Annotated in this window: 29 protein-coding genes; 20 read left to right on the top strand and 9 right to left on the bottom strand. The window is 72.0% G+C overall.

Annotated elements, in window-relative coordinates; genetic code table 11:
* Position 1: 1 nt before the first annotated feature.
* From EKH77_RS28710 to EKH77_RS28695, 4 genes are all read right to left on the bottom strand, one after another.
* A complete protein-coding gene (locus EKH77_RS28710) occupies positions 2–1,723 on the bottom strand; it encodes an urease subunit alpha (protein WP_126917167.1) in 1,722 nt (573 codons plus the stop codon).
* Positions 1,716–2,027, bottom strand: coding sequence for an urease subunit beta (locus EKH77_RS28705; RefSeq protein WP_126918354.1), 312 nt, complete (start codon positions 2,025–2,027; stop codon positions 1,716–1,718). Before EKH77_RS28705 ends, EKH77_RS28710 begins: the two co-directional genes overlap by 8 nt.
* A gap of 11 nt (positions 2,028–2,038) precedes the next feature.
* Positions 2,039–2,341, bottom strand: coding sequence for an urease subunit gamma (locus tag EKH77_RS28700; protein WP_126917166.1), 303 nt, complete (start codon positions 2,339–2,341; stop codon positions 2,039–2,041).
* 153 nt (positions 2,342–2,494) lie between these two features.
* Positions 2,495–2,797 (bottom strand): type II toxin-antitoxin system Phd/YefM family antitoxin, encoded by a 303-nt coding sequence (locus EKH77_RS28695; protein ID WP_126917165.1) that lies wholly within the window; start codon positions 2,795–2,797, stop codon positions 2,495–2,497.
* Positions 2,798–2,884: 87 nt separating this feature from the next.
* Between EKH77_RS28695 and EKH77_RS28690 the strand changes: the two genes are divergently transcribed.
* The 3 genes from EKH77_RS28690 (at position 2,885) to EKH77_RS28680 (ending at position 4,847) form a co-directional block, all read left to right on the top strand.
* On the top strand, positions 2,885–3,520 hold the full coding sequence (locus EKH77_RS28690) for an ATP-dependent Clp protease proteolytic subunit (RefSeq protein WP_126917164.1): 636 nt from the start codon (positions 2,885–2,887) through the stop codon (positions 3,518–3,520).
* A 5-nt stretch (positions 3,521–3,525) separates the two neighbouring features.
* On the top strand, positions 3,526–3,852 hold the full coding sequence (locus EKH77_RS28685; RefSeq protein ID WP_126917163.1) for a hypothetical protein: 327 nt from the start codon (positions 3,526–3,528) through the stop codon (positions 3,850–3,852).
* A 506-nt stretch (positions 3,853–4,358) separates the two neighbouring features.
* On the top strand, positions 4,359–4,847 hold the full coding sequence (locus tag EKH77_RS28680) for a C40 family peptidase (protein WP_126917162.1): 489 nt from the start codon (positions 4,359–4,361) through the stop codon (positions 4,845–4,847).
* A 247-nt stretch (positions 4,848–5,094) separates the two neighbouring features.
* On the opposite strand, the gene EKH77_RS28675 is transcribed toward EKH77_RS28680, so the two are convergent.
* Entirely contained in the window at positions 5,095–5,523 is a 429-nt protein-coding gene (locus tag EKH77_RS28675; RefSeq protein ID WP_126917161.1) for an ATP-binding protein, read from the bottom strand.
* A 242-nt stretch (positions 5,524–5,765) separates the two neighbouring features.
* On the opposite strand from EKH77_RS28675, the gene EKH77_RS28670 reads away from it, so the two are divergent.
* Together EKH77_RS28670 and EKH77_RS28665 are read left to right on the top strand one after the other, a co-directional pair.
* Entirely contained in the window at positions 5,766–6,635 is an 870-nt protein-coding gene (locus EKH77_RS28670) for a helix-turn-helix domain-containing protein (protein ID WP_126917160.1), read from the top strand.
* A 9-nt stretch (positions 6,636–6,644) separates the two neighbouring features.
* A complete protein-coding gene (locus EKH77_RS28665; protein ID WP_126917159.1) occupies positions 6,645–6,935 on the top strand; it encodes a DUF397 domain-containing protein in 291 nt (96 codons plus the stop codon).
* Between the two features lie 20 nt (positions 6,936–6,955).
* Here EKH77_RS28665 and EKH77_RS28660 read toward each other — a convergent pair whose 3' ends face one another.
* Positions 6,956–8,110: an 8-amino-7-oxononanoate synthase gene (locus EKH77_RS28660; RefSeq protein ID WP_126917158.1), complete on the bottom strand. Its 1,155-nt coding sequence runs from the start codon at positions 8,108–8,110 to the stop codon at positions 6,956–6,958.
* Between the two features lie 145 nt (positions 8,111–8,255).
* On the opposite strand from EKH77_RS28660, the gene bioB reads away from it, so the two are divergent.
* The 3 genes from bioB to bioD are packed head-to-tail and all read left to right on the top strand — an operon-like array spanning position 8,256 to position 11,603.
* Entirely contained in the window at positions 8,256–9,563 is a 1,308-nt protein-coding gene (gene bioB / locus EKH77_RS28655; protein ID WP_126917157.1) for a biotin synthase BioB, read from the top strand.
* The gene (locus EKH77_RS28650) at positions 9,556–10,860 is read left to right on the top strand and encodes an adenosylmethionine--8-amino-7-oxononanoate transaminase (protein WP_126917156.1); all 1,305 of its coding nucleotides are present in this window, start codon (positions 9,556–9,558) and stop codon (positions 10,858–10,860) included. The genes bioB and EKH77_RS28650 overlap by 8 nt, the downstream gene beginning before the upstream one ends.
* Before the next feature lie 26 nt (positions 10,861–10,886).
* The gene (bioD, locus tag EKH77_RS28645) at positions 10,887–11,603 is read left to right on the top strand and encodes a dethiobiotin synthase (RefSeq protein WP_126917155.1); all 717 of its coding nucleotides are present in this window, start codon (positions 10,887–10,889) and stop codon (positions 11,601–11,603) included.
* Positions 11,604–11,704: 101 nt separating this feature from the next.
* Here bioD and EKH77_RS28640 read toward each other — a convergent pair whose 3' ends face one another.
* Positions 11,705–12,811: a helix-turn-helix domain-containing protein gene (locus EKH77_RS28640; RefSeq protein WP_126917154.1), complete on the bottom strand. Its 1,107-nt coding sequence runs from the start codon at positions 12,809–12,811 to the stop codon at positions 11,705–11,707.
* A gap of 193 nt (positions 12,812–13,004) precedes the next feature.
* Between EKH77_RS28640 and tgmA the strand changes: the two genes are divergently transcribed.
* From tgmA to EKH77_RS28585, 11 genes are all read left to right on the top strand, one after another.
* Positions 13,005–13,259 carry a putative ATP-grasp-modified RiPP gene (gene tgmA, locus EKH77_RS28635; protein WP_126917153.1) on the top strand — a complete coding sequence of 85 codons (255 nt, stop codon included), beginning with the start codon at positions 13,005–13,007 and terminating at the stop codon, positions 13,257–13,259.
* Positions 13,260–13,267: 8 nt separating this feature from the next.
* Entirely contained in the window at positions 13,268–14,224 is a 957-nt protein-coding gene (gene tgmB, locus EKH77_RS28630; RefSeq protein WP_206279944.1) for an ATP-grasp ribosomal peptide maturase, read from the top strand.
* Positions 14,221–15,351, top strand: coding sequence for an ATP-grasp peptide maturase system methyltransferase (gene tgmC / locus EKH77_RS28625; protein WP_206279943.1), 1,131 nt, complete (start codon positions 14,221–14,223; stop codon positions 15,349–15,351). The genes tgmB and tgmC overlap by 4 nt, the downstream gene beginning before the upstream one ends.
* Before the next feature lie 127 nt (positions 15,352–15,478).
* Entirely contained in the window at positions 15,479–16,162 is a 684-nt protein-coding gene (locus tag EKH77_RS28620) for a class I SAM-dependent methyltransferase (protein WP_126917151.1), read from the top strand.
* 53 nt (positions 16,163–16,215) lie between these two features.
* The gene (locus EKH77_RS28615) at positions 16,216–17,094 is read left to right on the top strand and encodes an LLM class F420-dependent oxidoreductase (protein ID WP_126917150.1); all 879 of its coding nucleotides are present in this window, start codon (positions 16,216–16,218) and stop codon (positions 17,092–17,094) included.
* Positions 17,095–17,321: 227 nt separating this feature from the next.
* Complete coding sequence (locus EKH77_RS28610; protein WP_126917149.1) at positions 17,322–18,671, top strand: hemolysin family protein; 1,350 nt, start codon at positions 17,322–17,324, stop codon at positions 18,669–18,671.
* Positions 18,668–19,681, top strand: a complete 1,014-nt coding sequence (locus EKH77_RS28605) for a hemolysin family protein (protein WP_126917148.1) — start codon at positions 18,668–18,670, stop codon at positions 19,679–19,681. The genes EKH77_RS28610 and EKH77_RS28605 overlap by 4 nt, the downstream gene beginning before the upstream one ends.
* 78 nt (positions 19,682–19,759) lie before the next feature.
* A complete protein-coding gene (locus EKH77_RS28600) occupies positions 19,760–20,554 on the top strand; it encodes an SGNH/GDSL hydrolase family protein (RefSeq protein WP_126917147.1) in 795 nt (264 codons plus the stop codon).
* 241 nt (positions 20,555–20,795) lie between these two features.
* Complete coding sequence (purB, locus tag EKH77_RS28595; RefSeq protein WP_126917146.1) at positions 20,796–22,229, top strand: adenylosuccinate lyase; 1,434 nt, start codon at positions 20,796–20,798, stop codon at positions 22,227–22,229.
* Positions 22,230–22,769 carry a G/U mismatch-specific DNA glycosylase gene (mug, locus tag EKH77_RS28590; protein ID WP_126917145.1) on the top strand — a complete coding sequence of 180 codons (540 nt, stop codon included), beginning with the start codon at positions 22,230–22,232 and terminating at the stop codon, positions 22,767–22,769. It abuts the gene before it with no gap.
* 70 nt (positions 22,770–22,839) lie between these two features.
* Entirely contained in the window at positions 22,840–23,997 is a 1,158-nt protein-coding gene (locus EKH77_RS28585; RefSeq protein ID WP_126917144.1) for an ROK family transcriptional regulator, read from the top strand.
* A 51-nt stretch (positions 23,998–24,048) separates the two neighbouring features.
* Here EKH77_RS28585 and EKH77_RS28580 read toward each other — a convergent pair whose 3' ends face one another.
* Positions 24,049–24,798: a GntR family transcriptional regulator gene (locus EKH77_RS28580; RefSeq protein WP_126917143.1), complete on the bottom strand. Its 750-nt coding sequence runs from the start codon at positions 24,796–24,798 to the stop codon at positions 24,049–24,051.
* 213 nt (positions 24,799–25,011) lie between these two features.
* Between EKH77_RS28580 and EKH77_RS28575 the strand changes: the two genes are divergently transcribed.
* On the top strand, positions 25,012–25,770 hold the full coding sequence (locus EKH77_RS28575) for an SDR family oxidoreductase (RefSeq protein WP_126917142.1): 759 nt from the start codon (positions 25,012–25,014) through the stop codon (positions 25,768–25,770).
* Positions 25,771–25,807: 37 nt separating this feature from the next.
* On the opposite strand, the gene EKH77_RS28570 is transcribed toward EKH77_RS28575, so the two are convergent.
* Complete coding sequence (locus EKH77_RS28570; RefSeq protein ID WP_276319244.1) at positions 25,808–26,692, bottom strand: RNA polymerase sigma-70 factor; 885 nt, start codon at positions 26,690–26,692, stop codon at positions 25,808–25,810.
* Positions 26,693–26,808 lie beyond the last annotated feature (116 nt).

The raw sequence follows: 26,808 nt of genomic DNA, 5'->3' as shown, positions 1-26,808 counted from the left end.
GTCAGAAGAGGAAGTACCGCTGGGCCATGGGCAGCTCCACCGCCGGGCGCGGCTCGACCAGCTCGCCCTCGATCGACACGGTGAAGGTGTCCGGGTCCACCTCGACCCGGGGGCGGGCGTCGTTCTCGCGCATGTCCGCCTTGGTGAGGCGGCGGGTGCCGAGGATGGGGACGAAGCGTTTGCCCAGGCCCAGCCGTTCGGGCAGCCCGTCGTCCAGCGCCCACTGGGTGACGAAGTTGAGGGAGTTGGCGGCGGGTGCCCTGCCCCGGGCGCCGAACATGGGGCGCGGCAGGATGGGCTGGGGGGTGGGGATGGAGGCGTTGGCGTCGCCCATCTGCGCGTAGGCGATCTGTCCGCCCTTGAGGACGAGCAACGGCCGGACGCCGAAGAACGCGGGCTCCCACAGCACCAGGTCGGCGAGCTTGCCGGTCTCGACGGAGCCGATCTCGTGGTCGAGGCCCTGGGCGACGGCGGGGTTGATCGTGTACTTGGCGACGTAGCGGCGGGCCCGCCGGTTGTCGGCCCGGCCGTCGCCGGGCAGGGCGCCGCGCCGTTCCTTCATCACGTGCGCGGTCTGCCAGGTCCGCAGGACGACCTCGCCGATGCGGCCCATGGCCTGGGAGTCGGAGGAGATGATCGATATGGCGCCGAGGTCGTGGAGGACGTCCTCGGCGGCGATCGTGCCGGGGCGGATCCGGGACTCGGCGAAGGCGAGGTCCTCGGGGACGGCGGGGTTGAGGTGGTGGCAGACCATCAGCATGTCGAGGTGTTCCTCGACGGTGTTGACGGTGTGGGGCCGGGTGGGGTTGGTGGAGCTGGGGAGGACGTTGGCCTCGGAGACCACCGTGATGATGTCGGGCGCGTGCCCGCCGCCCGCACCCTCGGTGTGGTACGCGTGGATGGAGCGTCCGGCGATGGCGGCGAGGGTGTCGCCGACGAAGCCCGCCTCGTTGAGGGTGTCCGTGTGGATGGCGAGCTGGGCGCCGCTCTCCTCGCACACGCTCAGGCAGGCGTCGATGGCGGCGGGGGTGGCACCCCAGTCCTCATGGATCTTGAATCCGACGGCACCGGCGCGCAGTTGGGCGCGCATCGCGTCGTACGAGACGGTGTTGCCCTTGCCGAGGAAGCCGATGTTGACGGGGTGACCCTCCATCGCCTCGAACATCCGGGCGAGGTGCCAGGAGCCGGGGGTGATGGTGGTGGCCTTGCTGCCCTCGGCGGGTCCGGTGCCGCCGCCCACGAGCGTGGTGACGCCGGAGGCCAGCGCCTCGTCGGCGAGCTGGGGGCAGATGAAGTGGACGTGGGCGTCGACGGCGCCGGCGGTGAGGATCCTGCCGTTGCCGGAGATGATCTCCGTCTCGGGGCCGATGACGAGGTCGGGGTGGACGCCGTCCATGGTGTCGGGGTTGCCGGCCTTGCCGATGCCGGTGATCCGTCCGTCGCGGATGCCGACGTCGGCCTTGACGATCCCCCAGTGGTCGAGGACGACGGCGCCGGTGATCACGGTGTCGGGGGCGCCCTCGGCGCGGGTGACGCGCGACTGGCCCATCGACTCGCGGATGACCTTGCCGCCACCGAAGACCGCCTCGTCCCCGGCGTGGCCGGGGCCGCCGCAGCGGTCCTCCTCGATCTCGATCAGCAGGCTCGTGTCGGCGAGCCGGATCCGGTCGCCGGCCGTCGGCCCGTAGAGCGCGGCGTACTCGGCGCGGGTCAGCTCAGGCATCGAGCGGGCCCCCGCACTCCCCGCGCAGCCCCTCGACGACGCGCTTGCCGCCGATGGGCACGAGATCGATCTCGACCGGGATGCCCGGCTCGAAGCGCACGGCGGTGCCGGCGGCGATGTCGAGGCGCATGCCGTGGGCGGCCGCGCGGTCGAAGGCGAGGCCCGGGTTGGCCTCGGCGAAGTGGTAGTGCGAGCCGACCTGGACGGGCCGGTCGGCGGCGTTGAGGACGGTCAGCCGGGTGCGACGCGGCCCTTCGTTGAGCCGCACGGGCGCGTCGGCGTGGAGGATCTCTCCGGGAATCACGGTGCCCCCCGTCACGCGATGGGTTCGTGGACGGTGACGAGCTTCGTCCCGTCCGGGAAGGTGGCCTCGACCTGGACGTCGTGGATCATCTCGGGGATGCCGTCCATGACCTCGTCACGGGTGAGCACCTTGCGCCCCGAGGACATCAGCTCGGCGACGGTACGGCCGTCGCGGGCGCCCTCGAGGATGTGCGAGGTGATCAGGGCCACCGCTTCGGGGTGGTTGAGGCGCAGCCCGCGGGCCCTGCGCCGCTCCGCGACGTCGGCGGCCACATGGATGAGCAGTCGTTCCTGCTCGTGCGGGGAAAGTTGCATGTATCCCACCTCAACACAGTGTTGACCTGGGGTTCTTCTCCCCGCGGCCCCTGACCGCAGATTAGGGCGCAAGCTTTTCCAACGCGTTAACCGGGATGACCGATTTTTGGTGTGCCCATGACCGGCACCCACGCGCCGGTCCGCGACGGGGCGTCAGCGGTGCGCGGCACCCCCCGGGTCGCGGTGCTCGGCCGCGATACCGAAGCGGCCGCGTTCGCCCGGAGCGGACGACGGCATCGGGCGGACCGTGGCGACCGTGCTGATCACCGGCTCCTCGGGCGCGGTCGCGGCGGACGCCGCGTCCTCCTCGAGTCGCCGCAGGTCGTCGGCGGAGACCAGGGCCACCAGCGGCTTCCCGTGACGGGTGACGACGACCCGCTCGCCGCCGTAGACGACACGGTTGATGAGGTCCGCCAGCTCGGCTCGGGCTTGCGTCACAGGAATCTCGTAGGCCATGACCCCATTCTAATCGCCTGTACGTCCTGTACATTTTTTACAGAGACCGATCGCGACGACCCATCGCACCGATCGAAAGGCGCAGCCATGCCCCGACCCCTCGCCCGTCACGTCCTGCCGGAGTTCACCGAGCGCACCAGCAGCGGGACCCGCACCCTGGACCCCTACTCCAAGCTGTTCTCCGAGCGCGTGATCTTCCTCGGCACGGCCCTCGACGACGCGACGGCGGGCGATGTGATCGCCCAGCTGATGTACCTCGAGCACACGGCGCCCGGGCAGGACATCGCGCTCTACATCAACTCCCCCGGCGGCTCCTTCTCCGCGATGTGCGCCATCTACGACTCCATGCGCTATGTCGACTGCGAGATCCAGACCTACTGCCTGGGCCAGGCGGCCTCGGCCGCCGCGGTGCTGCTGGCGGCCGGCACCCCCGGCAAGCGGATGGTGCTGCCGCACTCCCGGGTCCTCGTCCATGAGCCGGCCCTGCCCGAGCCCGTCCGGGGGCAGCCCTCGGACCTGGAGATCCAGGCCGCGGAGCTGCTGCGCGCCCGCGAGACCCTGGTGGGGATGCTGGCGCTGCACACAGGGCGGAGCCCGGAGCGCGTCCGGCGGGACATCGAGCGCGACACCGTCCTCGACGCGGCGGGGGCCGTGGCCCACGGCCTGGCCGACGCGGTGGTCACCGACCGCCGGGCGCGGCTCGCGCCGGCCGCGGGGAGGTGAGCGGGGTGCCGCAGCCGTCCCACCGGTTCCCTCCGGAGCTGCCGCCGCTGCCCGCGCTGACCCGGGCCGAGGGCGAGCTGGTCGACCGTTATCTGGAAGTACTGGATCAGCTCGGCCGGATCAACCCGGCGCGTGCGCAGGACACGTACGGCGGGCTACGAGCCGCGCAGAGGCTCGTGGTCGCGGCCGCGGGACTGCGTGACGCGCTGGCGACGATGCATGAACGGGGCGAACGACAGGTGTTCGCGGGAACGCTGGCGCGGGCGATGCGGGTCCTGGACGGCGAACGCCGGGCGTCGCGGGTGACCTTGCCGCCTCCGGCTGCGAACTGAGGAGCGGAAACATTCTTCCCTCGATCTCCTTCAGACAGCGGATGCGATCGTAGACAAGCCGTGGTGATCATGTCGGGCCGTACGCGCGGTTTGCGCTCGCGGTGATCGTCCGCGCCGCAGGTGACCGGCTCAACAGGGGTGATCCGCGAGAGTCAAATCGCCCCGCGTCCACCGGAATTACCCAACGGTGACGAGGCTCACATATGCCTGGATCCCCTCGGCGTGTCCGGCGCGGCTGCGCCAAGATCCCTCCGACGACAAGACCCCGCCACCACGGCGGGGCGGTCCGGGCGGACGCCGAACCCCGCCGCCGCCCGGGCGCTGGTCGACACGAGTGCATCGGCGGGGATGGAGGACCCAGGCACGACGGGACGGCCGGACCAGCCCTCGGGACGAGGGAGGGACCGGACCATCCCTTGGGGTGAAGCCGCCTCGGCGGCCGGGCATTCTTCGCCTGCCCGAACCCGACAGGTCATCCTTCACAGGCGGCTGACGAAGGGTTTGGCATGGGCGCGCACAAACGTCCCTCACGGCTGTCCAGGGCCGGGGTGGTACCCCTGTCCGTGAAATCCGCCCTGACTCTGGCGGCCGTCAGCGCAACGGTACTGGGCCCCGGCGCCGTCAACGACGCCGAAGCCGCAACCATCTCCACCAAAGCCCTGTGGATCGCGGCCTCGAAGGCGGGCTCCCCCTATGTGTGGGGTGGCACGGGCCCGTACAGCTTCGACTGCTCGGGGCTGACGCAGTACTCCTTCAAACGGGTCGGCAAGCAGCTGCCCCGTACCGCTCAGGAGCAGTACAACCGCACCGAACACATCCCCTCCCTCTCGCGGGAACAGGGCGACCTGGTGTTCTTCCACGGCCGGGGCGGCGTCTACCACGTGGGGATATACGCCGGGAACAATCTGATCTGGCACGCCCCGAAGACCGGTTCGGTCGTCCGCCTCGAGCGCATCTGGACCAGAAGCGTCTCGTACGGCCGAGTGAACGACTGAACCACCGGCGCGGGTGACGACCGGCGCGGCTACCGCTTCCCGCCCCCGTCGTCCCGCAGAATCCCATCGGCGTACCCGTCGCGCCGGACTCCCCGCGCGCCGGGCGCGCTTACCGTGGCAGCGGACCCGACTGCCGTGCGGTGCCCCCAGCGGCACCAGCGACATCCGGAACCCACCGGTTCCTGTGTGCGGCTCCACAAGAGCGCCGGGCCGGGCGGATCTTCCGCCCGGCCCCTCCGCGCTGCCGTCAGCGGACGGACACCGTCCAGGGCAGCGTGATCCACACCGTCTTGCCGCCGTCGGCGGTCGGGGTGACGACGAGCCTGCCGCCGTACTCGACGGTCAGCGCGCGGACGATCACCATGCCGCGGCCGTTGTCCTGCCGGCCGTCGGCGGGCAGCCGCCTGGGGTGGCGGGGATGGCTGTCGGTGACCCCGACGCGCAGGCGCTCCTCGCGGTCCAGCCGGAGCTCCACGGTGAAGGTGGGCGACTGGCCCCGGGTGTGCTGCACGGCGTTGGTGGCCAGCTCGGAGAGGATCAGCCGGATCGTGTCGGCCAGGTCCGTCCCGGCCGGCAGGCCCCAGGTGGCGAGCACGTCCATGACATGGCGACGGGCGGCGCGGACCGAGGCGGGCACACTCGGCAGGGTGACGGTTGCTTCCTGGTGATCAGCCATGGCGCTGTCCCTTTCCCACCGAGACTCGGCCCGGCTCTTCGCGCCAGCGTCCCACTGATAACGGCCACGATGGGTGTGATCCACCGGATTGTGGATATATCTGTCGCTCAAAGCGGTGAACTCTACGACGAGCGACCGGATTTGGCCGTGACACTGGTTTATTGACTCTGACGCGGGGCGTGTGAACAACGCGTCGAGGGTTATCACGACGCTTCCATGTGAGCGGCGGGGAGGGAGAGCTGATGCGGTACGGACCCGCGGTGCGCCGCCGCAAACTCGGCGCGGAACTGCGCCGCCAGCGCGAGCTGACCGGGATGACCAGCCGCGAGGCGGCCTGCGCGGTCGGCTGGCACCAGTCGAAGGTGAGCCGGATCGAGACGGGCAGCAGTGGCGTGAAACCCGCCGATGTGACCCGGCTGCTGGATGTCTACCGGGTGTCGGACCCGGAGCTGCGGGCCCTGCTGGGGGCCCTGTGCGGGGCGGGGTCGAAGGACGCGGAGGGATCACGGCGCGGCTGGTGGTACGCCTACCGCGACCTGCTGCCTTCGGCGTATCTCGACTTCATCAGCCTGGAGTCGGAGGCCTCCCACGCTCGCACGCTGGAGACCACGGTGGTGCCCGGGCTGCTGCAGACGCCCGACTACGCCCGGGCGGTGACCCGCGCGGCGCTCGGCGAGCCGCCGGCCCGGCAGGTCGAGGAGCTCGTGCGGGTGCGGATGGCCCGGCAGGCGGTGCTCGGGGGAAGCCGTCCGCTGCAGCTGTGCGCGGTGCTGGACGAGGCGGTGCTGCGGCACGAGGTGGGCAGCCCCGAGGTAATGGCGGGACAGCTGCGGCATTTGTTGGAAAGGGGCTCGCTGCCGCATGTGCGGCTGCACGTACTGCCGTTCACCAGCGGCAACCATATCGGCATCACCGGTCCTTTCGTTATCTTCTCATTTCCGCGCATCGCCGATCTGGACGTGGTTGTTCTCGACCACTTGACGAGTAGCCTCTATCTGGAGCGGAAAGAAGACCTCCGGGCGTACGCCTCCGCATTCACGACGCTCCGGGCGCACGCCCTGTCGCACGAGAAAACGTTGGAATACATCGCCGGGATCAGTGACGGCGCGTAGGGAGGCGACATGTCCGCAATGCCTCGGTGCGTACCCTCTCCATCGGCCCAGCCCGCTCGGTGCGACGCGGTATGGCACCGCAGCAGCTACAGCACGGGAATGAACAACTGCGTCGAGACGGCGCTCCTGGGTACGGGGCTGCTCGCCGTGCGTGATTCACGGCGCGACGCCGGCCCGGTCCTGCTCTTCCCCCGCACCACCTGGTCCGCGTTCGTCACGGACCTGGACGGCGCCGGCCCGGGCCGGGCCCTCGGCCACGCCCCGGTCCGTGTTCCGGTCCAGGGCGCCGACGGGGCCTGACACGACGAAAGCCGGAACCGTCAGGCGGCGGTCGGCGCGGTCCGTACGATCGTGTCGGCCGCCGCCGCGACCTCCGAGTCCGTCAGATCCGCCCGGGCGGTCAGCCGCAACCGCGAGACGCCGTCCGGCACGGACGGGGGCCGGAAGCAGCCGACGGCGAGCCCGGCCGCCCGGCAGTCCGCCGCCCAGCGCACGGCGGCCTCGGGCGAGGGGGCCCGCACGGAGACCACCGCCGCGTCGGGGCGCACGGCCACGAGCCCCGCCTCGGTCACCCTGCGGTGGAGCTCGGTGGCCACATCCCGGACCCGCCCGGCGCGGTCCGGTTCGCGGCGCAGCAGCGCGAGGCTCGCCAGGGCGCCGCCGGCCGCCGCCGGGGCGAGACCGGTGTCGAAGATGAAGGTGCGGGCCGTGCTGACGAGGTGCTCGATCACCCGGGCCGGGCCGAGGACGGCGCCGCCCTGGGCGCCCAGCGACTTGGACAGGGTGACGGTGGCGACGACGTCCGCGTCGCCCGCGAGCCCGGCCGCGTGGAGGGCGCCCCGGCCGCCGTCGCCGAGGACGCCGAGACCGTGGGCGTCGTCCACGAGCAGCGCCGCGCCGCTCTCCCGGCAGACCCCGGCGAGGGCGGCCAGCGGTGCGGCGTCGCCGTCGACGGAGAAGACGGAGTCGGTGACGGCGATCGCCCGGCCGTCGTGCGCGGCGAGGGCCTTGGCGAAGGCCTCCGGCTCGGCGTGCCGGACGACGGCCTTCTCCGCGCGGGCGAGCCGGCAGCCGTCGATCAGCGAGGCGTGGTTGCCCTCGTCGCAGACCAGGAGGGTGCCGCTGCCGACGGGGCCGGACAGGGCGGTGACGGCGGCGAGGTTCGCGGTGTAGCCGGAGGAGAACACCAGCGCGGCCTCGAAGCCGCAGAACGCGGCCAGTTCCTCCTCCAGCCGGGCGTGCAGTTCGGTGGTGCCGGTGACCAGCCGGGAGCCGGTGGCCCCCGCGCCCCAGCGCCGGGCGGCTTCCGCGGCGGCCTCGGTGACCTCGGGATGGCGGGTCAGCCCCAGATAGTCGTTTCCCGCCAGGTCCACGAGATCGCTGTCGGCCGCGCGCGGCCGCAGGGTGCGGACGAGGCCGGCGGTGCGCAGCCGCGCCTGCCGCTCGTCGATCCAGTCGAACGGGTCGCGGTGCATGGCCGTCCCTCGCGTTTGGTGGGTTTGCATAAAACCTAGCCGTCCCGGGGCCGGGGCAGGATGTGGCGATACACACACCTCGAATGCCGCCTGTTGTGCGATCTCTCCTTGGCCGGGGGCGGTGGAGTACGCGAGGATCTGCGCCATGGACCTGCTGAACACGCTGGTGGAGAAGGGGTTGCGGCGGGAGCTGCCGACCCGCGAAGAGGCGCTCGCCGTGCTGGCGACCTCCGACGACGAGCTGCTCGACGTGGTGGCGGCGGCCGGAAAGGTACGCCGTAAGTGGTTCGGGCGACGGGTGAAGCTCAACTACCTCGTCAACCTCAAGTCGGGCCTCTGCCCGGAGGACTGCTCGTACTGCTCGCAGCGGCTCGGCTCCAAGGCCGAGATCCTCAAGTACACCTGGCTGAAGCCGGACGAGGCATCGAAGGCCGCCGCGGCCGGTGTCGCCGGCGGCGCGAAGCGGGTCTGCCTGGTCGCCAGCGGACGCGGTCCGACGGACCGGGACGTCGACCGGGTGTCGAAGACCATCGAGGCGATCAAGGAGCAGAACGAGGGCGTCGAGGTGTGCGCCTGCCTCGGTCTGCTCTCCGACGGCCAGGCCGAGCGACTCCGCGAGGCGGGCGCCGACGCCTACAACCACAACCTCAACACCTCCGAGGCCACCTACGGCGCCATCACCACCACCCACACCTACGCCGACCGCGTCGAGACGGTGCGGCAGGCCCACGCGGCGGGCATGTCCGCCTGCTCCGGCCTGATCGCGGGCATGGGCGAGAGCGACGCCGACCTGGTGGACGTCGTCTTCTCGCTGCGGGAGCTGGACCCGGACTCGGTGCCGGTCAACTTCCTGATCCCCTTCGAGGGGACGCCGCTGGCCAAGGAGTGGCACCTCACCCCGCAGCGCTGCCTGCGGATCCTGGCGATGACGCGGTTCGTCTGCCCGGACGTCGAGGTCCGGCTGGCGGGCGGCCGCGAGGTGCACCTGCGGACGCTGCAGCCGCTGGCGCTGGAGATCGCCAACTCGATCTTCCTGGGCGACTATCTGACCAGTGAGGGCCAGGAGGGCAAGGCCGACCTGGCGATGATCGCGGACGCGGGCTTCGAGGTCGAGGGCGCGGGCGAGTCGACGCTGCCCGCGCACCGGGCGGACGCTGTTTCCGCCGCAGGTGGTTGTGGCGGGCACGCGGGCGGCGGCGGTTGCGGCCCGTGCGGGGACGGCGGTGCGGAGGCCGCGGCTCCGGCGGCGGGCGGCTGTGGCTCGGCGGGCGTCTGCGGAACGACCGAGGCGGAGGCCGAGGCGCCGGTGGCGGAGGCTGTCGGCTCCGTTGTCGGATCCGTAGAGGCCGGTGCGGCCGGTGCGACGGGGCAGGCCGCGCCCGGCGACGTCCGCAGCGACCTGGTGGCCGTGCGCCGCCGGGGCACGGGGACGGACCTGCCGCCCAATGCCTGAGCCGCTCGACCCCGGCCGGCTGCTCGATCTCGACCGGCAGCACGTCTGGCACCCCTACGGCCCGATGCCGGGCCGCCAGGAGCCGCTGGTCGTCGAGTCCGCCTCCGGGGTGCGGCTGCGGCTGGCCGAACCGGCCCACGGTTCACCTGAGTTGATCGACGGGATGTCGTCGTGGTGGTCGGCCGTCCACGGCTACAACCACCCCGTCCTCAACGCGGCCGCCCAGGCGCAGCTGGGACGGATGAGCCATGTGATGTTCGGCGGGCTCACCCACGAGCCCGCCGTCCGGCTGGCCGCCACCCTGGTGGACATCACCCCCGAAGGGCTGGAGCACGTCTTCCTCGCCGACTCCGGCTCGGTGTCGGTCGAGGTCGCGATCAAGATGTGCCTCCAGTACTGGCGTTCGCTGGGACGGCCGGAGAAGCGGCGCCTGATGACCTGGCGCGGCGGTTACCACGGCGACACCTGGCAGCCGATGGCCGTCTGTGATCCCGACGGCGGGATGCACGAGCTGTGGTCCGGGGCGCTGCCGAAGCACGTCTTCGCGGACGCCCCGCCCGGCGGCTTCACGGACGAAGCCGACCCGGCCTATGTCGCGCACCTGCGCGAGACGGTGGCGCGGCACGCCGATGGGCTGGCCGCCGTGATCGTGGAGCCGGTGGTGCAGGGCGCCGGCGGCATGCGCTTCCATTCCCCCGCGTACCTGCGGGTGTTGCGGGAGCTGTGCGACGAGCACGACGTGCTGCTGGTGTTCGACGAGATCGCCACGGGCTTCGGCCGTACGGGCGCGCTCTTCGCGGCGGACCACGCGGGGGTCACCCCGGACGCGATGTGCGTCGGCAAGGCGCTGACCGGCGGCTATGTCACCCTCGCGGCGGCGCTGTGCACGTCCCGGGTGGCGCGGGGCATCAGCTCCGGCGAGGTCCCGGTGCTCGCGCACGGCCCGACGTTCATGGGCAACCCGCTGGCCTGCGCGATCGCCAACGCCTCGATCGAGCTGCTGCTCTCGGGGGACTGGCGGACGGACATCAAACGGGTCGAGGCGGGGCTGCGGGCCGGCCTGGCCGGCGTCGCGGACCTGCCGGGCGTACGGGACGTCCGGGTGCTCGGCGCCATCGGCGTCGTCGAGCTCGACCACGAGGTGGACATGGCGGCGGCCACCCGTGCGGTGGTCGGCTCCGGGGTGTGGCTGCGGCCGTTCCGGAACCTGATCTACACCATGCCGCCGTTCGTCACGGCCGACGAGGACGTGGCGAGGATCTGCGCGGCGGTGGAGGCCGCGGCGCGGGTGGCGTAGCGGAAGAGTCGAGAAAGAGGTAGGACATGTCGGTGCTGGTCGTCACGGGTACGGGCACGGAGGTCGGCAAGACCGTGGTGACGGCCGCCGTAGCGGCGGCGGCGCTGGCCGCCGGCCGCTCGGTGGCCGTCCTCAAGCCCGCGCAGACCGGGGTCGCGGTGAACGAGCCGGGGGACGTGGCGGAGGTGCTGCGGCTCGCGGGTCCCGTGACCGGGGTCGAACTCGGCCGTTTCCCCGAGCCGTTGGCCCCCGCGACGGCCGCCCGCCGCGCGGGCCTCGCGCCCGTACGGCCCGCCGAGATCGTCCGGGCGGCGCGGGAACTGGCGCTCACCCACGACCTGGTGCTGATCGAGGGCGCCGGCGGGCTGCTGGTCCGGCTGGACGAGGAGGGCTCGACCCTCGCGGACGTGGCGGGACTGCTGGACGCGCCCGTCCTCGTCGTCGCCCAGGCGGGGCTGGGCACGCTCAACGTCACGACGCTGACCGCGGAGGCGCTGGCCGCGCGGGGGCTGCGACGGGCGGGCGTGGTCATCGGCAGCTGGCCGGCCGCGCCGGATCTGGCCATGCGGTGCAACCTCCCGGAACTGCCGGAGGCGGCGGGGGCGGCACTGCTGGGCGCGCTTCCGGAGGGGGCGGGGTCGTTGGCGCCCGCCGACTTCCGCCAGGGCGCGGTGAACTGGCTGGCGCCGGAGCTTTCGGGCACGTGGGATGCCGCACGCTTCGCGGCGGCGCAGGGAGTCTGAGCCCCGGCCCCGGCCTTTGGCGACGGTCCGGAGCTACCCCGATCCAGCGGTACCCGAGCCAAGTGCTGGAGGTCTACGCACCCGCCACGAGCGACCGCCGGCTAAGCCTGTTCCACTTCAGCCATAAGCATCCGAAGGGTGAGGGAGTGCTTTTCCGGCGGAAGCGCGTCAAGCGCTGCCCGTGCGTACCTGGCGCCACCACGCTTATCGCCGGACCGAGCCAGCATCAACCCTCGGTGCATTTCAAGATGGGTAGCGAATCGCGGAAGAGCTGAAGGCAGCTCCGACCGGGCTGCTGATTGAGCCTCTGCTGCTACCTTTTCTTCGCCAAGCCGCGCAGCAAGGAGAGAGACAAACACGTTCATGCGCCACCAGGGCACCGCATAGTCGGAGGTTTGTTCATCGGATGCCGCCCTGTCAAACACGTGGCGACCCCGGTTCATGAGCCGGCGGGCTGTCTCGGTGTCTCCCCGGACAGCTGCGGCATGTGCCTTCCCCATGATCGCATTCAGGAGTCCCAGCGACGGCTTGTCGCTGATCGCAATCGCCTGGTCGGCCAGTACATCGGCGACCCCGAGGGAAGCCCCCTCATAACCCAAGGCGATGGCCGCGCGCCCTCGGACCCATACTCGGGCGTCGTCGTCGCCGGATTGGTCTGCCGCCTCGGCAGCAAGGCGGTACCAATTCACAGCCTTGGCTCCGTCGGAGCCTGGGAAGGTTTTCGCGTAAAGAGTCATGAGCCGAGAAGCAACCGCCCAAAGCCGAGGGGTTTCGAGCTGTTGCTGGATCACCACCAATTCGCCGGCCACGCGCCGCTGAATGTCTGCGGCGCCGAGGCTCATGTATTCGGTTCCGTAGGTGGCCAGCCTGCTTTCCCAGTCGTCCACGGAGGGCCCACCGCGAAGGCGGGCAGCGAATCCGATACTGAGCAGGTCTGAGGCCACCACTGGCGCTATGGCGGTGGTGGCCACATCGGAGAGGAACGTACGACGTTTCACTTCACCCTCAAGAACCGCTAGGGGCACGTCCAGGACGGCCGACAGACATCGGAGGTAGAACGCTCCCGGTTCCACCTTGGAGCGTTCCCAACGGCTGACGTACTCACGACTGAGCCCCGTCCCGAAGGCATCGTTGATCCCGTCCGCCAACCGTCCCTGGGACCATCCTCGTGCCTCACGGAGGTCCCTGATCAATGCGCCGATGGCCATAGGTCCATCTTGCCCCTAACACTGCCCCCAGCTACGGCAAGAACCCACGTTCGAGCAGGACTTGCCCCTACCCATGCCCCTACACGGCCGGCCTCGGAAGCGGAACGTTGGGGCACACGAAGCACGCGCCCCCGCGACGAGGTTCGGACGGATCGGAACACGTTAACCACAACCAGGAGTGATCGTGGAGAGCATGACGAATTCCGAGGCAACGGCGGCGCCATGGGGTATGCGCCGCATGCAGCCGCTCCGCAACGGTGAGGCAACGCCGGCGTATGCGGGGCTGGACCCCGAGACGCAGACCGGACGGTGGCTCGGGCACGACGGTGGAGCCGTCCCGATGGAGCTGGGCAAGCACGGTACGTCCGTCAACACCTACCCGCCCACCCAGGTGAGCAAGGACGGTAAGCAGGACCCCGACTCGGGCCACGACGCCGAGCAGGACTAGGGGACACCGTGGACGGACGCCCGGTGCTGGTTTCGACGGGACATGAGGATCCAACCGCCGATCTGGTCATCGCCGAGTTGAACCGCCGCCGGGTGCCCGTCTTGCGGTTCGATCCGGGGCGGGATTTCCCCGGGGCGGCCGTGCTCGCCGCGAGAACTCGGCAGGGCGGTTGGTCGGGGACGCTCAGCATGGGATCCCGCACGGCCGAGCTGCATGCCGTGCGGGCTCTCTACCATCGACGGCCGAGCATGTTCGAGCCGGCCGACGAGGGCCAGGACGCGAGGTTCGCTGTACAGGAGAACCGACGTGGGCTGGGGGGCGTGCTCGGCGCACTGCCCGGCTGTCTCTACCTCAGCCACCCCCAAGCGATTGCCCGCGCCGAGTACAAGCCCGCTCAGCTCGCAACAGCCTTGGGGCTCGGGCTGCTGGTTCCCGAAACACTGATCACGAACGATCCGGCACAAGCTGAGGAGTTCTGTGACCAGTGGCCTGCGATCTACAAGCCGTTGCACGCGGGCGCGTACTGGGTGAACGGTGAGCCTGCCGGGATCTGGGCTGCGCGAGTAGGGCCGGGCGAGATTGACGACGCTGTGGAGCGCAGCGCTCACCTGTTCCAAGCGGCGGTCCCCAAGGTGGCCGACGTGCGCGCGGTCGTTGTGGGCAACCAGACGTTCTGTGCGCGCATCACAGCCCCGCCGGGCGTGCTCGACTGGCGAGCCGAGTACCGCGACTTGCGCTACGAGCCGACCGACTGTCCGACCGATGTGCGCAGCGCCCTGGCGGCGTTCGTCCAGGATTTCGGTCTGAAGTTCGGGGCGTTTGACTTCGCCGTAACCGCCGATGGCGCCTGGTGGTTCCTGGAGTGCAACCCGAACGGTCAATGGGCGTGGCTGGAAGAAGCGGCCGGCCTGCCGATCACTGCCGCGATTGCCGATGTACTGGAGAACGGAGAGTGCCCCACGTGAGCGACAAGTCATCCGAGCATCTGCGTCACGGGCTCGTCCAGCAGCTCAAGATCGCGGGCACGCTCCGAAGCCCGCAGTGGGAGGCCGCGCTATCGTCGGTCCCCCGTGAGGCGTTCCTGTCGCGGGGCTGGTTCGAGCATGACGGGAGCGGCTGGTACCACCCCGTGCGGCCCGACTCCTCAACGGCTCTGTCCCGGGCGTACGAGGACGACACCCTTGTGACCCAGGTGGCCGGTGCTGTCTTCCCCGAGCAAGTGGAAGGACGAATCACCGGCGTCCCTTCGTCGTCGTCCACACTGCCCAGTCTCGTGGTCCGCATGCTGGAGGAGTCGCGTGCTGCCGAGGGCATGACGGTGCTGGAGATCGGGACGGGGACAGGCTACTCCACGGCGCTGCTGTCCTACGTCGTCGGCGAAGACGATGTGACCACCGTGGAGGTGGACCGCGACTTGTCCGAGCGGGCCGGTATGGCGCTGGCAAGCGCCGGATACCGGCCCAATCGAGTGGTCGGAGACGGCCTGGCAGGCTGCCCCCAGGGCAGCCCTTATGACCGGACTATCGTCACCTGCGGCGTACGGACCGTCCCTCTTGAGTGGGTCGAACAGACCCGGCCCGGCGGCGAGATCCTGGTGACAGTCGGCGGCTGGATGAACGCATCCGAACTGATTCGATTGACAGTCGGAGACGACGGGACAGCAAGCGGTCCTGTCCTCGGAGGCGCGGTGACGTTCATGCTCGCCCGGCCGCAGCTCCCGCCGCCGCTAGGACTGCTGCCGAACCTCAGCCTGGGCGACGCGGAGCCGGCGGAGCTGGGGGCCGATGCGCTTGCCGACTGGACAGCACGGTTCATCGCGCAGTTCGCCGCACCGACAGCCCAGCGTCTCACCCTGGAACGCGACGGGCGCACGGAACACTTCGTGATCGACGTAGAGACTGAGACATGGGCGGCCCTGCATCAGGAAGACGGCCAATGGATGGTCCGGCAGCGAGGAACGGACCGGCTCTGGGACCGGATCAGTGAGCACGTTTCCCGGTGGCAGAAGGACGGGCGGCCCTCTGTAGAGCAGATGCGGCTGCATGTCGGCCCCGACGGGCAACAACTCACCTGGACGCCGAGAAGGCGCTGATTCAGCCCGTCCGGCGTTTGAGGACAGAGCACAGCAGCCCGTCCGGCCTTTGACGACAAGAAGGTGCTCGCCGTCCGCCCCGGGGAACAATCGCGGTAGCCGCCGTATCCCCGGGAAGGGGTGTGCCATGCCGCTCCGCAGTATCAGAAACCCGCACGACGCCGTGCACCATCCGGTCTTCGCCCAGGTCTGGGCGAAGGTGAGCCCCGTGCTGGACGAGCGGGCCGGGATGGGTGAGCACCGGAAGGAGTTGCTGGCCGGGCTTTCGGGCCGGGTCATCGAGATCGGGGCGGGGAACGGGCTGAACTTCGCCCACTACCCCGGCACCGTGTCGGAGGTCGTGGCGATCGAGCCGGAGCGCCGGCTGCGCCGGATGGCGGTGGAGGCCGCCGTGCGGGCCGGGGTGCCCGTGGACGTGGTGCCGGGCGCGGCGGAGGCGCTGCCGGTCAAGAGCGAGGCGTTCGACGCGGCCGTGGTCTCCCTCGTGCTGTGCTCCGTCCGGGATGTGCGGCGCTCGCTGGGCGAGTTGCGGCGCGTGCTGAAGCCGGGCGGTGAGCTGCGGTTCTTCGAGCACGGCGTCGCCCCGGGCCGGGTGCTGGCGGATGTGCAGCGGGGGCTGGACCGGACGGTGTGGCCGTTGCTCTTCGGCGGCTGCCACACGGCTCGTGACCCGCTCGCCGCCCTCTCCGGGGCGGGGTTCGAGCTCGGCGCGTACCGGCGGCTGCTGATGCCCCGGACCCGGGTGCCGATGCCCTCCGCGACCTGTGTGCTGGGGGTGGCGCGGCGGCCCGCCGAACCCACCGGCCACTGAACGGAGGCACCCTCCGGTATGTTGGTGGGCCACGACAACCGAGGGGGAGTTCCATGACACGTCCGTTCCGTTTCGCGGTCAACATGCTGAGCGGCGGTACGTCCGCCGAGTGGCGGGAGAAGTGCCGCCGGGCGGAGGCGCTCGGCTATGACGTCATCCTCGTGCCGGACCACCTCGGCATGCCCGCGCCCTTCCCCTCCCTGGTGGCGGCCGCGGAGGCCACGGAGCGGCCCAGGGTCGGCACGTTCGTGCTCAACGCGGGGTTCTGGAACCCCACGCTGCTGGCCCGCGAGGTGGCCTCCACCGATCAGCTCACGGGCGGCCGTCTGGAGCTGGGGCTGGGCACCGGTTACGTGCGCGCCGAGCACGAGCGGGCGGGGCTGCCGTTCGGTTCGCCGCGCGAGCGGGTGGACCACCTGGAGCGCACGGTCACCGAGCTCACCCGGCTGCTCGCCGACCCGGAGCACTGCCCGGCGGCCGCCCAGTCGCCCAGGGTGCCGCTGCTGCTGGGCGGCAACGGGAACCGCGTGCTGCGGCTGACCGCCCGGCACGCGGACATCGCGGGCTTCACCGGCACGGCCAAGGACGCCGCCGGGAACCTCCGGCTGATCAGCCCCGACGCGCTCCAGGAACGCGTCGCCGCCTACCAGGGCTTCGCGGCCGGGCGGGCCGAGCCCGCCGAGCTCAACTATCTGGTGCGGACGGTGGCGGCCGGCGGTGACCGGCGCGCCCTGGCCCGCGACCTCCTCGCCGACACCCCCGGTCTCACCGAGGACGAGGTGCTGGCCCACCCGGCCCTCCTGACCGGCACGGTCAAGGACATGGCCGAGCAGCTGCGGGGCCACCGCGAACGGTACGGCTTCACCTACTTCACCGTTGTGGAGCCCGCGCTGGAGGCCTTCGCCCCGGTGATCGAGGAACTGCGAGGCTGATCACACCCGATCGGCTTTGCTGGTCCTTTACCATTGATGGTCACCGTCGTCATTGATGGTGACCATCCTGTTTCCCAGGGATCCGACCCTGTGACGGACCCCGTCACGGACCCTGTCATGAGTGAAAGGTGTGAGCGTCCGCCCATGGGCGAGCCCCCCAGTAGTCCCCGGAGCCGACATCGCGCGGTCCTTCCGCCCCTGCCCGATCATGGGACGGAGGTGAACCGATGACCGAAGTCCTCCTCCTGGTGGTGGCACTGCTGCTGACGCTCGCGTGCGCCGTCTTCGTCGCGGCGGAGTTCTCCCTCACGACCGTCGAGCGCGCCGAGCTGGAGCGGGCGGCGGAGAGCGGAGAACGCGGCGCCGAGGGCGCCCTCAAGGCCGTCCGGAGCCTCACCTTCCAGCTGTCCGGAGCACAGCTGGGCATCACCGTCACCGGCCTGATCATCGGCATGATCTCCAAGCCGTCCATCGCCGCCCTGCTCACCGGCCCGGTGGAGGCGCTCGGCCTGTCCGCCTCGGTGGCGTCCCAGACCGCCCTGATCCTCGGCACGGTGATCTCCACCGTCGTGCTGATGGTCGTCGGCGAGCTGGTGCCCAAGAACTGGGCGATCTCCCGGCCGCTGCCGATGGCCAAGCGGGTCGCGGGCCCGCAGCGCGCGTTCAGCGCCGCCTTCCGCCCGCTGATCCGCCACCTCAACAACACCGCCAACCACGTGGTGCGCCGGATGGGCCTGGAGCCCGCCGAGGAGCTCGCCACCGCCCGTGGGCCGCAGGAGCTGATCGCACTGGCCCGCCACTCCGCCAAGGAGGGCGCGCTGGAGGCGGACACCGCCGAGCTGTTCGTCCGCACCCTGAACCTCGCGGACCTGACGGCGGAGAACGTGATGACCCCGCGCGTGCAGGTCATCGCGCTCGACGTCCGGGCCACCGTCGAGGACGTCGCCAACGCGACGCTCGCCACCGGCCTGTCCCGCTTCCCCGTCTACCAGGGCGGCCTCGACACGGTCGTCGGCACCGCCCACATCAAGGACGTCCTGGCCATACCGGCCGACGAGCGCCCGCGCCGTCCCGTCTCCGCGATCCTCCGCGAGCCCGTGCTCGTCCCGGAGTCGCTGACCGTGGACCGGCTGCTGGACCGGCTCGCCGGCAAGCGCAGCATGGCCGTCGTCATCGACGAGTACGGCGGCACCGCCGGCGTCGTCACCCTGGAGGACATCATCGAGGAGGTCGTCGGCGAGGTGCGCGACGAGCACGACCCGCACGAGCTGCCCGACCTGGCCCCCGCCGGCCGGGACGCCGACGGCCGCAAGCTCTACGACGCCGACGGCGCGGCCCGCACCGACCAGCTGGAGCACATCGGGCTGCGCGCGCCGGAAGGACCGTACGAGACCGTGGCCGGACTGATCGCCACCGAGCTCGGCCGGATCCCGGACGAGGGCGACACGCTCGAGGTCGCGGGCTGGCGGATCCGGGTCACCGACGCCTCCGGGCGACGGGCGGCCCGGGTGCTGCTGACGGCCCCCCTGCCGGAGGCGGACGGCGGCGCGGCCGCCGAGGGGGGTGCGGAGCGATGACGCTGGTCCAGCTGCTGATCGGGCTGGCGACGCTGGTCGCCAACGCCTTCTTCGTGGGCGCGGAGTTCGCCATGATCTCGGTGCGCCGCGGCCAGATCGAGCCCTACGCGGAGGACGGCGACCGCCGGGCCCGCGGCGTCCTGTGGGGCCTGAAGCACATCTCGGCGCTGATGGCCGCGGCCCAGCTCGGCATCACGCTGTGCACGCTGGTCCTCGGCGTGGTGGCCGAGCCCGCCATCGCGCATCTGACGACGCCGCTGTTCGAGGCGGTGGGCATGCCGGACGGGATGATCCACCCGCTGTCCTTCGTGATCGCGCTGGCCCTGGCCACCTATCTCCACATGCTCTTCGGCGAGATGGTGCCGAAGAACATCGCGCTCGCCGAGCCGGTGCGCACCGCGCTGGTGCTCGGCCCGCCGCTGGTGGCGCTGGCGCGGGCCCTGCGGCCGTTCGTCTTCGCCATCAACCGGCTGGCGAACGGGGTGCTGAAGCTGCTGCGCGTCGAGCCGAAGGACGAGGTGACGGCCGTGTTCTCGGACGACCAGCTCGCCCGGATGGTCGCCGACTCCAGCGCGGCGGACCTGCTGGACCGGCGGGCCACCGCGCGGCTGCGGAGCGCCCTGGAGCTGGGCAAGCGCCCGGTCCAGGACGTGGTGATGCCCCTGGAGCGCGTGGTCAGCGCCCACTTCGGGGTGACCCCGGAGGAGCTGGAGCGGCTCTCCGCCAGCTCCGGCTACTCCCGCTTCCCCGTGGTCGACGACGGCAGCCGCATCCTGGGCTATCTGCACGTCAAGGACGCGCTGGACGCCAAGCCGCGGGACATGCCCTTCCCGCTGCGGCGGATGCGCCCGATCGCGCGCGTCCGGGCGGACACCCCGATGGACGACGTGATCACGGCCATGAGCGGCACCGGCGCCCACCTCGCCGCGGTCATCGGCGAGGACAACCGGCTGGCCGGATTGGTCACCTTCGAGGACGTGCTGCGGGAGCTGGTCGGCTCGCGGCCGTGACGGGAGCCGGTGACGGGCGTCCATGACGGGGCCCGTGACCGGCGCTCCCCGGCGGCGGGGCGATAGGATCGCCCCGCCATGCCGATGAATGCCACGTACACGCACCCCGAGCCGTACTCCAGCTTCGTCGCCGTCGGCGACTCCTTCACCGAGGGCATGTCCGACGGCCTGCCGGACGGTTCCTACCGGGGCTGGGCGGATCTCCTCGCCGCCCGGCTCGCGGCCCGGACCACCAGCTTCCGCTACGCGAACCTGGCGGTGCGGGGCAAGCTGATCGCCCAGATCGCCGACGAGCAGGCCCACCAGGCGGCCGCCATGGGCGCGGACCTGGTGACGCTGGTGGGCGGGCTCAACGACGTCCTGCGCCCCAAGTGCGACGTGGACCTCGTCTGCGCCCGCCTCGCCGAGGCGGCCGACAGGCTGGCCCCGAGCTGCCGGCAGCTGGTGCTGATGCGCAGCCCGGGGCGCCGGGGTCCGGTGCTGGAGCGGTTCCGGCCGCGCATGGAGCAGCTCTTCGGCTTCGTCGACGAGCTGGCCGAGCGGCACGGCGCGCTGGTCGTCGACCTCTTCGGCGCCGACGTCCTGGGCGATCCCCGGCTGTGGGCCGAGGACCGGCTGCACCTCGACGCCGAGGGGCACCGGCGGGTGGCCGAGGCGGTCTGGCAGGCGCTGGGCCACCCGGCGGAGTCCGACTGGCGGGCGCCCCTGCCCCCGGCCACGCGCCCCGGCTGGGCCGCCCGCCGCGCGGCCGACGCGCGCTTCGCCCGGGAACACCTGGGCCCGTGGATCGGCCGCCGGCTGACGGGCCGCTCCTCGGGCGACGACCGGCCGCCCAAGCGCGCCGAGCTCCTGCCGTACGAGGCGCTGTCGTAGCGGCAGCGCCCCGCAGGGGCGCGGGGCTGTGACGCACCATGCGGCTCCGCCGCGCGGGCGCGACCGGCCACGACGCGCCTGCGGCTGACTCGCCGGCGCCCATCGAGAGCTCGTAGGGGAGCTCCCGCGACGGGGCGACCGCGGCGTGCGTCCAAATCGGCTCAGCGCCAGCGCACTCGTAGAAAGCCACAAACCGGGGCGGGGCGTCCGTCTGCGCGAACCGCCAGTAGACTTCGGTCACGTGACTGCAAAGCCCCGCATCCCCAACGTCCTCGCCGGCCGCTACGCCTCCCCCGAGCTCGCCGTGCTGTGGTCCCCCGAACAGAAGGTGAAGCTGGAGCGCCGGCTGTGGCTGGCCGTGCTCCGCGCGCAGAAGGACCTGGGGATCGAGGTGCCGGACGCCGCCCTCGCCGACTACGAGCGCGTCCTCGACCAGGTCGACCTGGTCTCGATCGCCGAGCGCGAGAAGATCACGCGGCACGATGTGAAGGCCCGCATCGAGGAGTTCAACGCCCTCGCCGGCCATGAGCACGTCCACAAGGGCATGACCTCCCGCGACCTCACGGAGAACGTCGAGCAGCTCCAGATCCGGCTCTCGCTCGAGCTGGTCCGCGACCGCGTCGTGGCCGTCCTGGCCCGGCTCGGCAAGCTGGCCGCCGACCACGCGGAGCTGGTCGTCGCGGGCCGCTCGCACAACGTCGCCGCGCAGGCCACCACGCTGGGCAAGCGCTTCGCGACCACCGCCGACGAGCTGCTGGTGGCCTTCGCCCGCACCGAGGAGCTCCTCGCCCGCTACCCGCTGCGCGGCGTCAAGGGCCCGGTCGGCACCGCCCAGGACATGCTCGACCTGCTCGGCGGCGACACCACGAAGCTCGCGGAGCTGGAGCGCCGGACCGCCGAGCACCTCGGCTTCGCGCACGCCTTCACCTCCGTCGGCCAGGTCTACCCGCGCTCCCTCGACTACGAGGTCGTCACCGCGCTGGTCCAGCTGGCCGCCGCGCCGTCCTCGCTGGCCAAGACGATCCGTCTGATGGCCGGCCACGAGCTGGTCACCGAGGGCTTCAAGCCCGGCCAGGTCGGCTCGTCCGCGATGCCGCACAAGATGAACACCCGCTCCTGCGAGCGCGTCAACGGCCTGATGGTGATCCTGCGCGGCTACGCGTCGATGACCGGCGAGCTGGCGGGCGACCAGTGGAACGAGGGCGACGTCTCCTGCTCCGTGGTGCGCCGCGTGGCGCTGCCGGACGCGTTCTTCGCGCTCGACGGCCTGCTGGAGACGTTCCTGACCGTCCTCGACGAGTTCGGCGCCTTCCCGGCCGTCGTCGCCCGTGAGCTGGACCGCTACCTCCCCTTCCTCGCCACCACCAAGGTGCTGATGGGCGCGGTGCGGGCCGGGGTCGGCCGCGAGGTCGCGCACGAGGTCATCAAGGAGCACGCGGTGGCCTCCGCGCTGGCGATGCGCGAGCAGGGCGCCGAGCGCAACGAGCTGCTGGACAAGCTGGCCGCCGACGAGCGCATCCCGCTGGACCGCGCCGGGCTCGACGCGCTGATGGCCGACAAGCTGTCCTTCACGGGCGCGGCGGGCGACCAGGTCGCCACCGTGGTCTCCCGGATCGAGGAGATCGGCAAGCGGTACCCGGAGGCCGCCGCCTACGCGCCGGGGTCCATCCTCTAGATGACCCCCGAAGAGCTGGAGGCCGCCCGCGACCGCCTCGTCCCCGACGTGGTCGCGGCCGGCCTCGACGTCCTGTTCTGCGGCATCAACCCCGGGCTGCTGAGCGCCGCCACGGGCCATCACTTCGCCCGGCCCGGCAATCGTTTCTGGCCGGTCCTCCACGCCTCCGGCTTCACGCCGCGCCGGCTGGCCCCGGCGGAGCAGGGCGAACTGCTCGCGTACGGGCTCGGGATCACCAATGTGGTGGCCCGGGCCTCGGCGCGGGCCGACGAGCTGACCGACGAGGAGTACCGCGAGGGCGGGCGCGTCCTTGAGGAGAAGGTCCTCCTGCTGCGGCCGAAGTGGCTGGCGATAGCCGGTGTGACGGCCTACCGCGTCGCCTTCGGCGACAAGCGGGCGCGGATCGGGCCGCAGGAGCGGACGATCGGCGACACACGGATCTGGGCGCTGCCGAACCCCAGCGGGCTGAACGCGCACTGGACGCTGCCGCGGATGGCGGAGGAGTACGGCAGGCTGCGGGCCGCCGCGACCGGGGGCTGACGCTCGCCCCTCGCCCTCCTACCGGCTACGATCCGTCCGGCAAAGGGCGCGCAAAGCTAGGAGGCGGCACGTGGGGCGGCTCACCGGCGGGGATCCGTCGCTGCTGCGGCGGATCAATTCGGCCGTGGTGCTGCACGCGCTGCGCGCCGCCGAGGCCCCCACGCTCACGGACCTGGTCAAGGTGACGGGCCTGTCCCGGCCGACCGTCGAAGGCGTGGTCGAGGGGCTGATCGACACCGGACTGGTGGTGGAGGCGGCCGTCGACGAGAGCGCGACGCGCCGTCAGGGCCGCCCCGCCCGGCGGTTCCGCTTCCGGGTGGAGGCCGGGCACCTGCTGGGCGTGGAGATCGGCCCGCACCGCGTCGCCGCGCTGATGGCGGACCTGGGCGGGCGGGTCATGGGCTCGGCCCATGTGGAGGTCTCCGCGACGGCGTCGGCCGACGAGCGCCTGGAGCGGGTGCGGGCGGCCGTCACCGATCTGCTCAAGCGCGCGGGCGTGCCCGGCGATTCGCTGCGGGCGGTGGGCGTGGCCACCCCCGGCATCGTGGAGGCGGACGGCACCGTACGGCTGGGCACGGCGCTGCCCGGGTGGACGGGGCTGCCGCTCGGGGAGCGGCTGCGCCGCTCGTTCCGCTGCCCGGTGCTGGTGGAGAACGACGCCAACGCGGCCGCCGTGGCCGAGCACTGGAAGGGCGCGGCCCGGCAGTCCGACGACGTCGTGTTCGTGCTGGCCGGGCTGAGTCCGGGCGCGGGCGCGCTGATCGGCGGGCGGCTGCACCGGGGCTTCGGGGGCGCGGCCGGGGAGATCGGCGCGCTGCATCTGCTGGGACGCGAAGCCACCCCCGAGGAGGTCCTCTCCCCCACCGGGGAACCGCTGCATCCGCTGGACGAGGCCCAGGTGGCCGAGGTGTTCGCGCTCGCGGAGCGCGGGGACGAGCGGGCGCGGGCCGCCGTGGAGCGGTATCTGCGCCGGCTCGTGCACGACGTGGCGGCGCTGGTGCTGGCGCTGGACCCGGAGCTGGTCGTGGTCGGCGGCTGGGCCGCCGGCCTGGACGGGATCCTGGAGCCGCTGCGCACCCGGCTGGCCCGCTACTGCCTGCGGCCGCCGCTGGTGGCCCAGTCGCTGCTGGGCGAGGCGGCGGTGGCCACGGGCGCGCTGCGCCTGGCCCTCGACCACGTCGAGAAGCAGCTCTTCGCGGTCGAGAGCACGGTCACCGCCCGGCGGTGACCGGCGGCCCGGCGGGCCGTGATTGACGGCGCGTCAGGGGCGTCAGGGGCGTCAGCCGGCCAGGAGCTGGACGGCGGGCGCCGTGGCGTCCCCGAAGGTCAGCCGGCAGGTGTCGGCGCGGTACGTGGCCACGGCGACGGCGGCGGTTCGGCCGCCCGAGAAGTAGCGCGTGGTGACGACGAGGACGGGTGAACCGGGCAGCCTGTCGAGCTGCTTGGCGTCGTCGGCGCGGGCCGAGCCGAGCTCCACGGCCTGGTCCTGCCCCTCCAGCCGCAGCCGCTGGAGCTCGCGCAGCACGGCGTGGGCGCGGGCCGGCCCGGTGGGCGGCGCGTCGGCGGCGAGGCCGGGCACGCCGGCGGCGGGCACGTACAGCACCTCGGTGGCGACCGGCTGGCCGCGCGTCTTGCGGGTGCGGCGGACGGTGTGCAGCGATGTGGCCGGATCCATGTCGAGGAGCCGGGCCACGGCGCCCGGCGGGGTCTGCTCGGCGGCGTCGACGGGCTGCCAGGCGTCGCCCGGCGCGCCGGGCCAGGAGTGCTCGGGGTCGGTGACCGCGACCCCCATCCGGGGCGGGGCGACGGTGGTGCCCACGCCGCGCCGGCGCTGCAGCCGGCCTTCGAGCTCCAGTTGCTCCAGCGCCTGCCGGAGCGTGGCCCGGGCGACGCCGAAACGGGCCGCGAGTTCACGCTCGTTGGGCAGGATCTCCCCCACCGCGAACTCCGAGTCCAGTGCGTCGCTGAGGACGGTTTTCAGGTGCCAGTACTTCGGCTCGGGCACCGGTTCCAGCTGCGTACTCCCCACCCTGACCCTCCGCAAAGCTTTTCGCGCGCTTATTTATTAAAGGTTGTTGCAGTATGCCTGCGACCATAGGGCGGTGGACGTACTTGGTCAAGACCAATGGCGTCGCGAACCGGACACTGTCAGTGCCTTCCGATACCGTCGGATACGGTTGTTGATCACCAGTACGAGTCGGTCGAAATCGACGGAACGACAGGAACGGCAAGGGGGCGGACGATGCGACAGGTCCCGGACCAGGTCACCGTGGTCACCGGAGCGAGCAGGGGCATCGGCGCCGCCGTCGCGCTGCGGCTGGCGCGCGCGGGGCACGCGGTGGCCATCGGTTACGAGCGCTCGGCGGACGCCGCGGAGAAGACGGCGGAGGCGGTGCGCGCGGAGGGCGTGGCGGCGGTCGCCCTTCAGGTGGACACCAGCGTCGAGAGCGAGGTCGACGCGTTCTTCGAGGCGGTGAAGGGGCGGCTCGGCGCGGTCACCGGTCTCGTCAACAACGCCGGGATCACGGGGCTGTTGGGCCGGTTCACGGAGACCCCCGTGGAGCAGATGCGCCGCGTGGTCGACGTCAACGTCACCGGCGCGCTGATCTGCGCGCGGCGGGCGGCGCTGGAGATGTCGACGAGTCACGGCGGGCAGGGCGGCGCCATCGTGAACATCTCCTCGGCCGCCGCCACCCTCGGCAGCCCCGGCGAGTACGTGCACTACGCGGCGAGCAAGGCCGCCGTGGACGCCATGACGATGGGCCTGTCCAAGGAGCTGGCCGCCGAGGGCATACGGGTCAACTCCGTCCAGCCCGGCATGATCGTCACGGACATCCACGCCTCGATGGGCGACCCCGACCGCCCCTGGCGCAAGGCCTCCGGGATACCGATGGGCCGTCCCGGCGAGCCGGAGGAGGTCACCGGGGCCGTGGCGTGGCTGCTGTCGCCGGAGGCGTCGTACACCACGGGCGCGGTGCTGCGCGTGGCCGGCGGCCTCTAGCCGTCCCCCGGCCCGCCCCGGCGCGCCGGCCGGGGCGTCAGGGCAGCACCCCCGTCAGCTTGTCGGGGTTGCGCATGACGTGGATCTCCGTGATGAGCCCGTCGGTGGCCTCGACGCTGACGACGCTGTCGGGCAGCCCCCGGGACAGCACCAGCACGGCCGGGCCGCCGTTGATCTCGACGATACGGAGCTCCGGGTCGGGCAGCGGCTTGGCGGCGACGCCGAGCAGGAAGCGGGCGACCTTGTCGGCGCTCTCCAGCACGCGCAGCGGGGCCTTGGCCTTGCCGCCGCTGTCGCCCACGAGGCGGACGCCGGGCGCGAGGAGGGCGAGCATGTCCTCGACGCTGCCGCCGGTGGCGGCGGAGAGGAACCGGTCGGTGAGCTCGCGGCGGCGCGCGGCGTCGACGTCGAAGCGCGGTCTGCGCTCGGCCACATGACGGCGGGCCCGCCCGGCGAGCTGCCGCACGGCCGCCTCCGAGCGGTCGAGGACCTCGGCGATGTCCGCGTAGGGGAAGCCGAAGGCCTCGCGGAGGACGAAGACGGCGCGCTCCAGCGGGGAGAGGGATTCGAGGACGACGAGCAGGGCGAGGGAGACGGTGTCGGCGAGCACGGCCCGCTCGGCGGTGTCGGGGACGGTCGTGCCGAAGTCGGTGGCGACGGGCTCGGGCAGCCACGGCCCCACATACGTCTCGCGCCGCGTGTGCGCGAGGCGCAGCCGGTCGAGGGCCAGCCGGGTGGTGACGCGCACGAGGTAGCCGCGCGGGTCGTGGACGTCCTCGCGGTCCGCCGCCGACCAGCGCAGCCACGCCTCCTGGACGACGTCCTCCGCGTCGGCGAACCGGCCGAGCATGCGGTACGCCACCCCGCCCAGGGTGGCGCGGTGTTCCTCGAAGACGTCGAGCAGGGGATCCGTTGCGTTCACCTCCTCATCCCAGCGGAGGGGGTGGCGGTTGTCCACGTGAACCGGGTCTCACAGGCTGCTCGCCGCCGGAGATCGCGCCCACGCTCTACCCAGCGGTAACCGTTGCTGACATCCTG

The organism is Streptomyces luteoverticillatus (assembly GCF_003970715.1).
In the GTDB taxonomy this organism is placed as follows: Bacteria; Actinomycetota; Actinomycetes; order Streptomycetales; family Streptomycetaceae; genus Streptomyces; species Streptomyces abikoensis.
Note: the sequence above shows the minus strand (reverse complement) of the source record. Positions and strands in the feature narration are given on the sequence as shown.

Bases quoted from the DNA above. Each gene is read 5' to 3' on its own strand.
- EKH77_RS28695 (WP_126917165.1), bottom strand. From the start codon at position 2,797: ATGGCCTACGAGATTCCTGTGACGCAAGCCCGAGCCGAGCTGGCGGAC.
- EKH77_RS28615 (WP_126917150.1), top strand. From the start codon at position 16,216: ATGACACGTCCGTTCCGTTTCGCGGTCAACATGCTGAGCGGCGGTACG.
- EKH77_RS28620 (WP_126917151.1), top strand. From the start codon at position 15,479: ATGCCGCTCCGCAGTATCAGAAACCCGCACGACGCCGTGCACCATCCG.
- bioB (WP_126917157.1), top strand. From the start codon at position 8,256: ATGGACCTGCTGAACACGCTGGTGGAGAAGGGGTTGCGGCGGGAGCTG.
- mug (WP_126917145.1), top strand. From the start codon at position 22,230: ATGACCCCCGAAGAGCTGGAGGCCGCCCGCGACCGCCTCGTCCCCGAC.
- EKH77_RS28605 (WP_126917148.1), top strand. From the start codon at position 18,668: ATGACGCTGGTCCAGCTGCTGATCGGGCTGGCGACGCTGGTCGCCAAC.
- EKH77_RS28640 (WP_126917154.1), bottom strand. From the start codon at position 12,811: ATGGCCATCGGCGCATTGATCAGGGACCTCCGTGAGGCACGAGGATGG.
- EKH77_RS28600 (WP_126917147.1), top strand. From the start codon at position 19,760: ATGCCGATGAATGCCACGTACACGCACCCCGAGCCGTACTCCAGCTTC.
- EKH77_RS28660 (WP_126917158.1), bottom strand. From the start codon at position 8,110: ATGCACCGCGACCCGTTCGACTGGATCGACGAGCGGCAGGCGCGGCTG.
- EKH77_RS28670 (WP_126917160.1), top strand. From the start codon at position 5,766: ATGCGGTACGGACCCGCGGTGCGCCGCCGCAAACTCGGCGCGGAACTG.
- EKH77_RS28675 (WP_126917161.1), bottom strand. From the start codon at position 5,523: ATGGCTGATCACCAGGAAGCAACCGTCACCCTGCCGAGTGTGCCCGCC.
- tgmA (WP_126917153.1), top strand. From the start codon at position 13,005: ATGACGAATTCCGAGGCAACGGCGGCGCCATGGGGTATGCGCCGCATG.
- EKH77_RS28665 (WP_126917159.1), top strand. From the start codon at position 6,645: ATGTCCGCAATGCCTCGGTGCGTACCCTCTCCATCGGCCCAGCCCGCT.
- EKH77_RS28610 (WP_126917149.1), top strand. From the start codon at position 17,322: ATGACCGAAGTCCTCCTCCTGGTGGTGGCACTGCTGCTGACGCTCGCG.
- EKH77_RS28650 (WP_126917156.1), top strand. From the start codon at position 9,556: ATGCCTGAGCCGCTCGACCCCGGCCGGCTGCTCGATCTCGACCGGCAG.
- EKH77_RS28700 (WP_126917166.1), bottom strand. From the start codon at position 2,341: ATGCAACTTTCCCCGCACGAGCAGGAACGACTGCTCATCCATGTGGCC.
- EKH77_RS28680 (WP_126917162.1), top strand. From the start codon at position 4,359: ATGGGCGCGCACAAACGTCCCTCACGGCTGTCCAGGGCCGGGGTGGTA.
- EKH77_RS28575 (WP_126917142.1), top strand. From the start codon at position 25,012: ATGCGACAGGTCCCGGACCAGGTCACCGTGGTCACCGGAGCGAGCAGG.
- EKH77_RS28690 (WP_126917164.1), top strand. From the start codon at position 2,885: ATGCCCCGACCCCTCGCCCGTCACGTCCTGCCGGAGTTCACCGAGCGC.
- EKH77_RS28710 (WP_126917167.1), bottom strand. From the start codon at position 1,723: ATGCCTGAGCTGACCCGCGCCGAGTACGCCGCGCTCTACGGGCCGACG.
- bioD (WP_126917155.1), top strand. From the start codon at position 10,887: ATGTCGGTGCTGGTCGTCACGGGTACGGGCACGGAGGTCGGCAAGACC.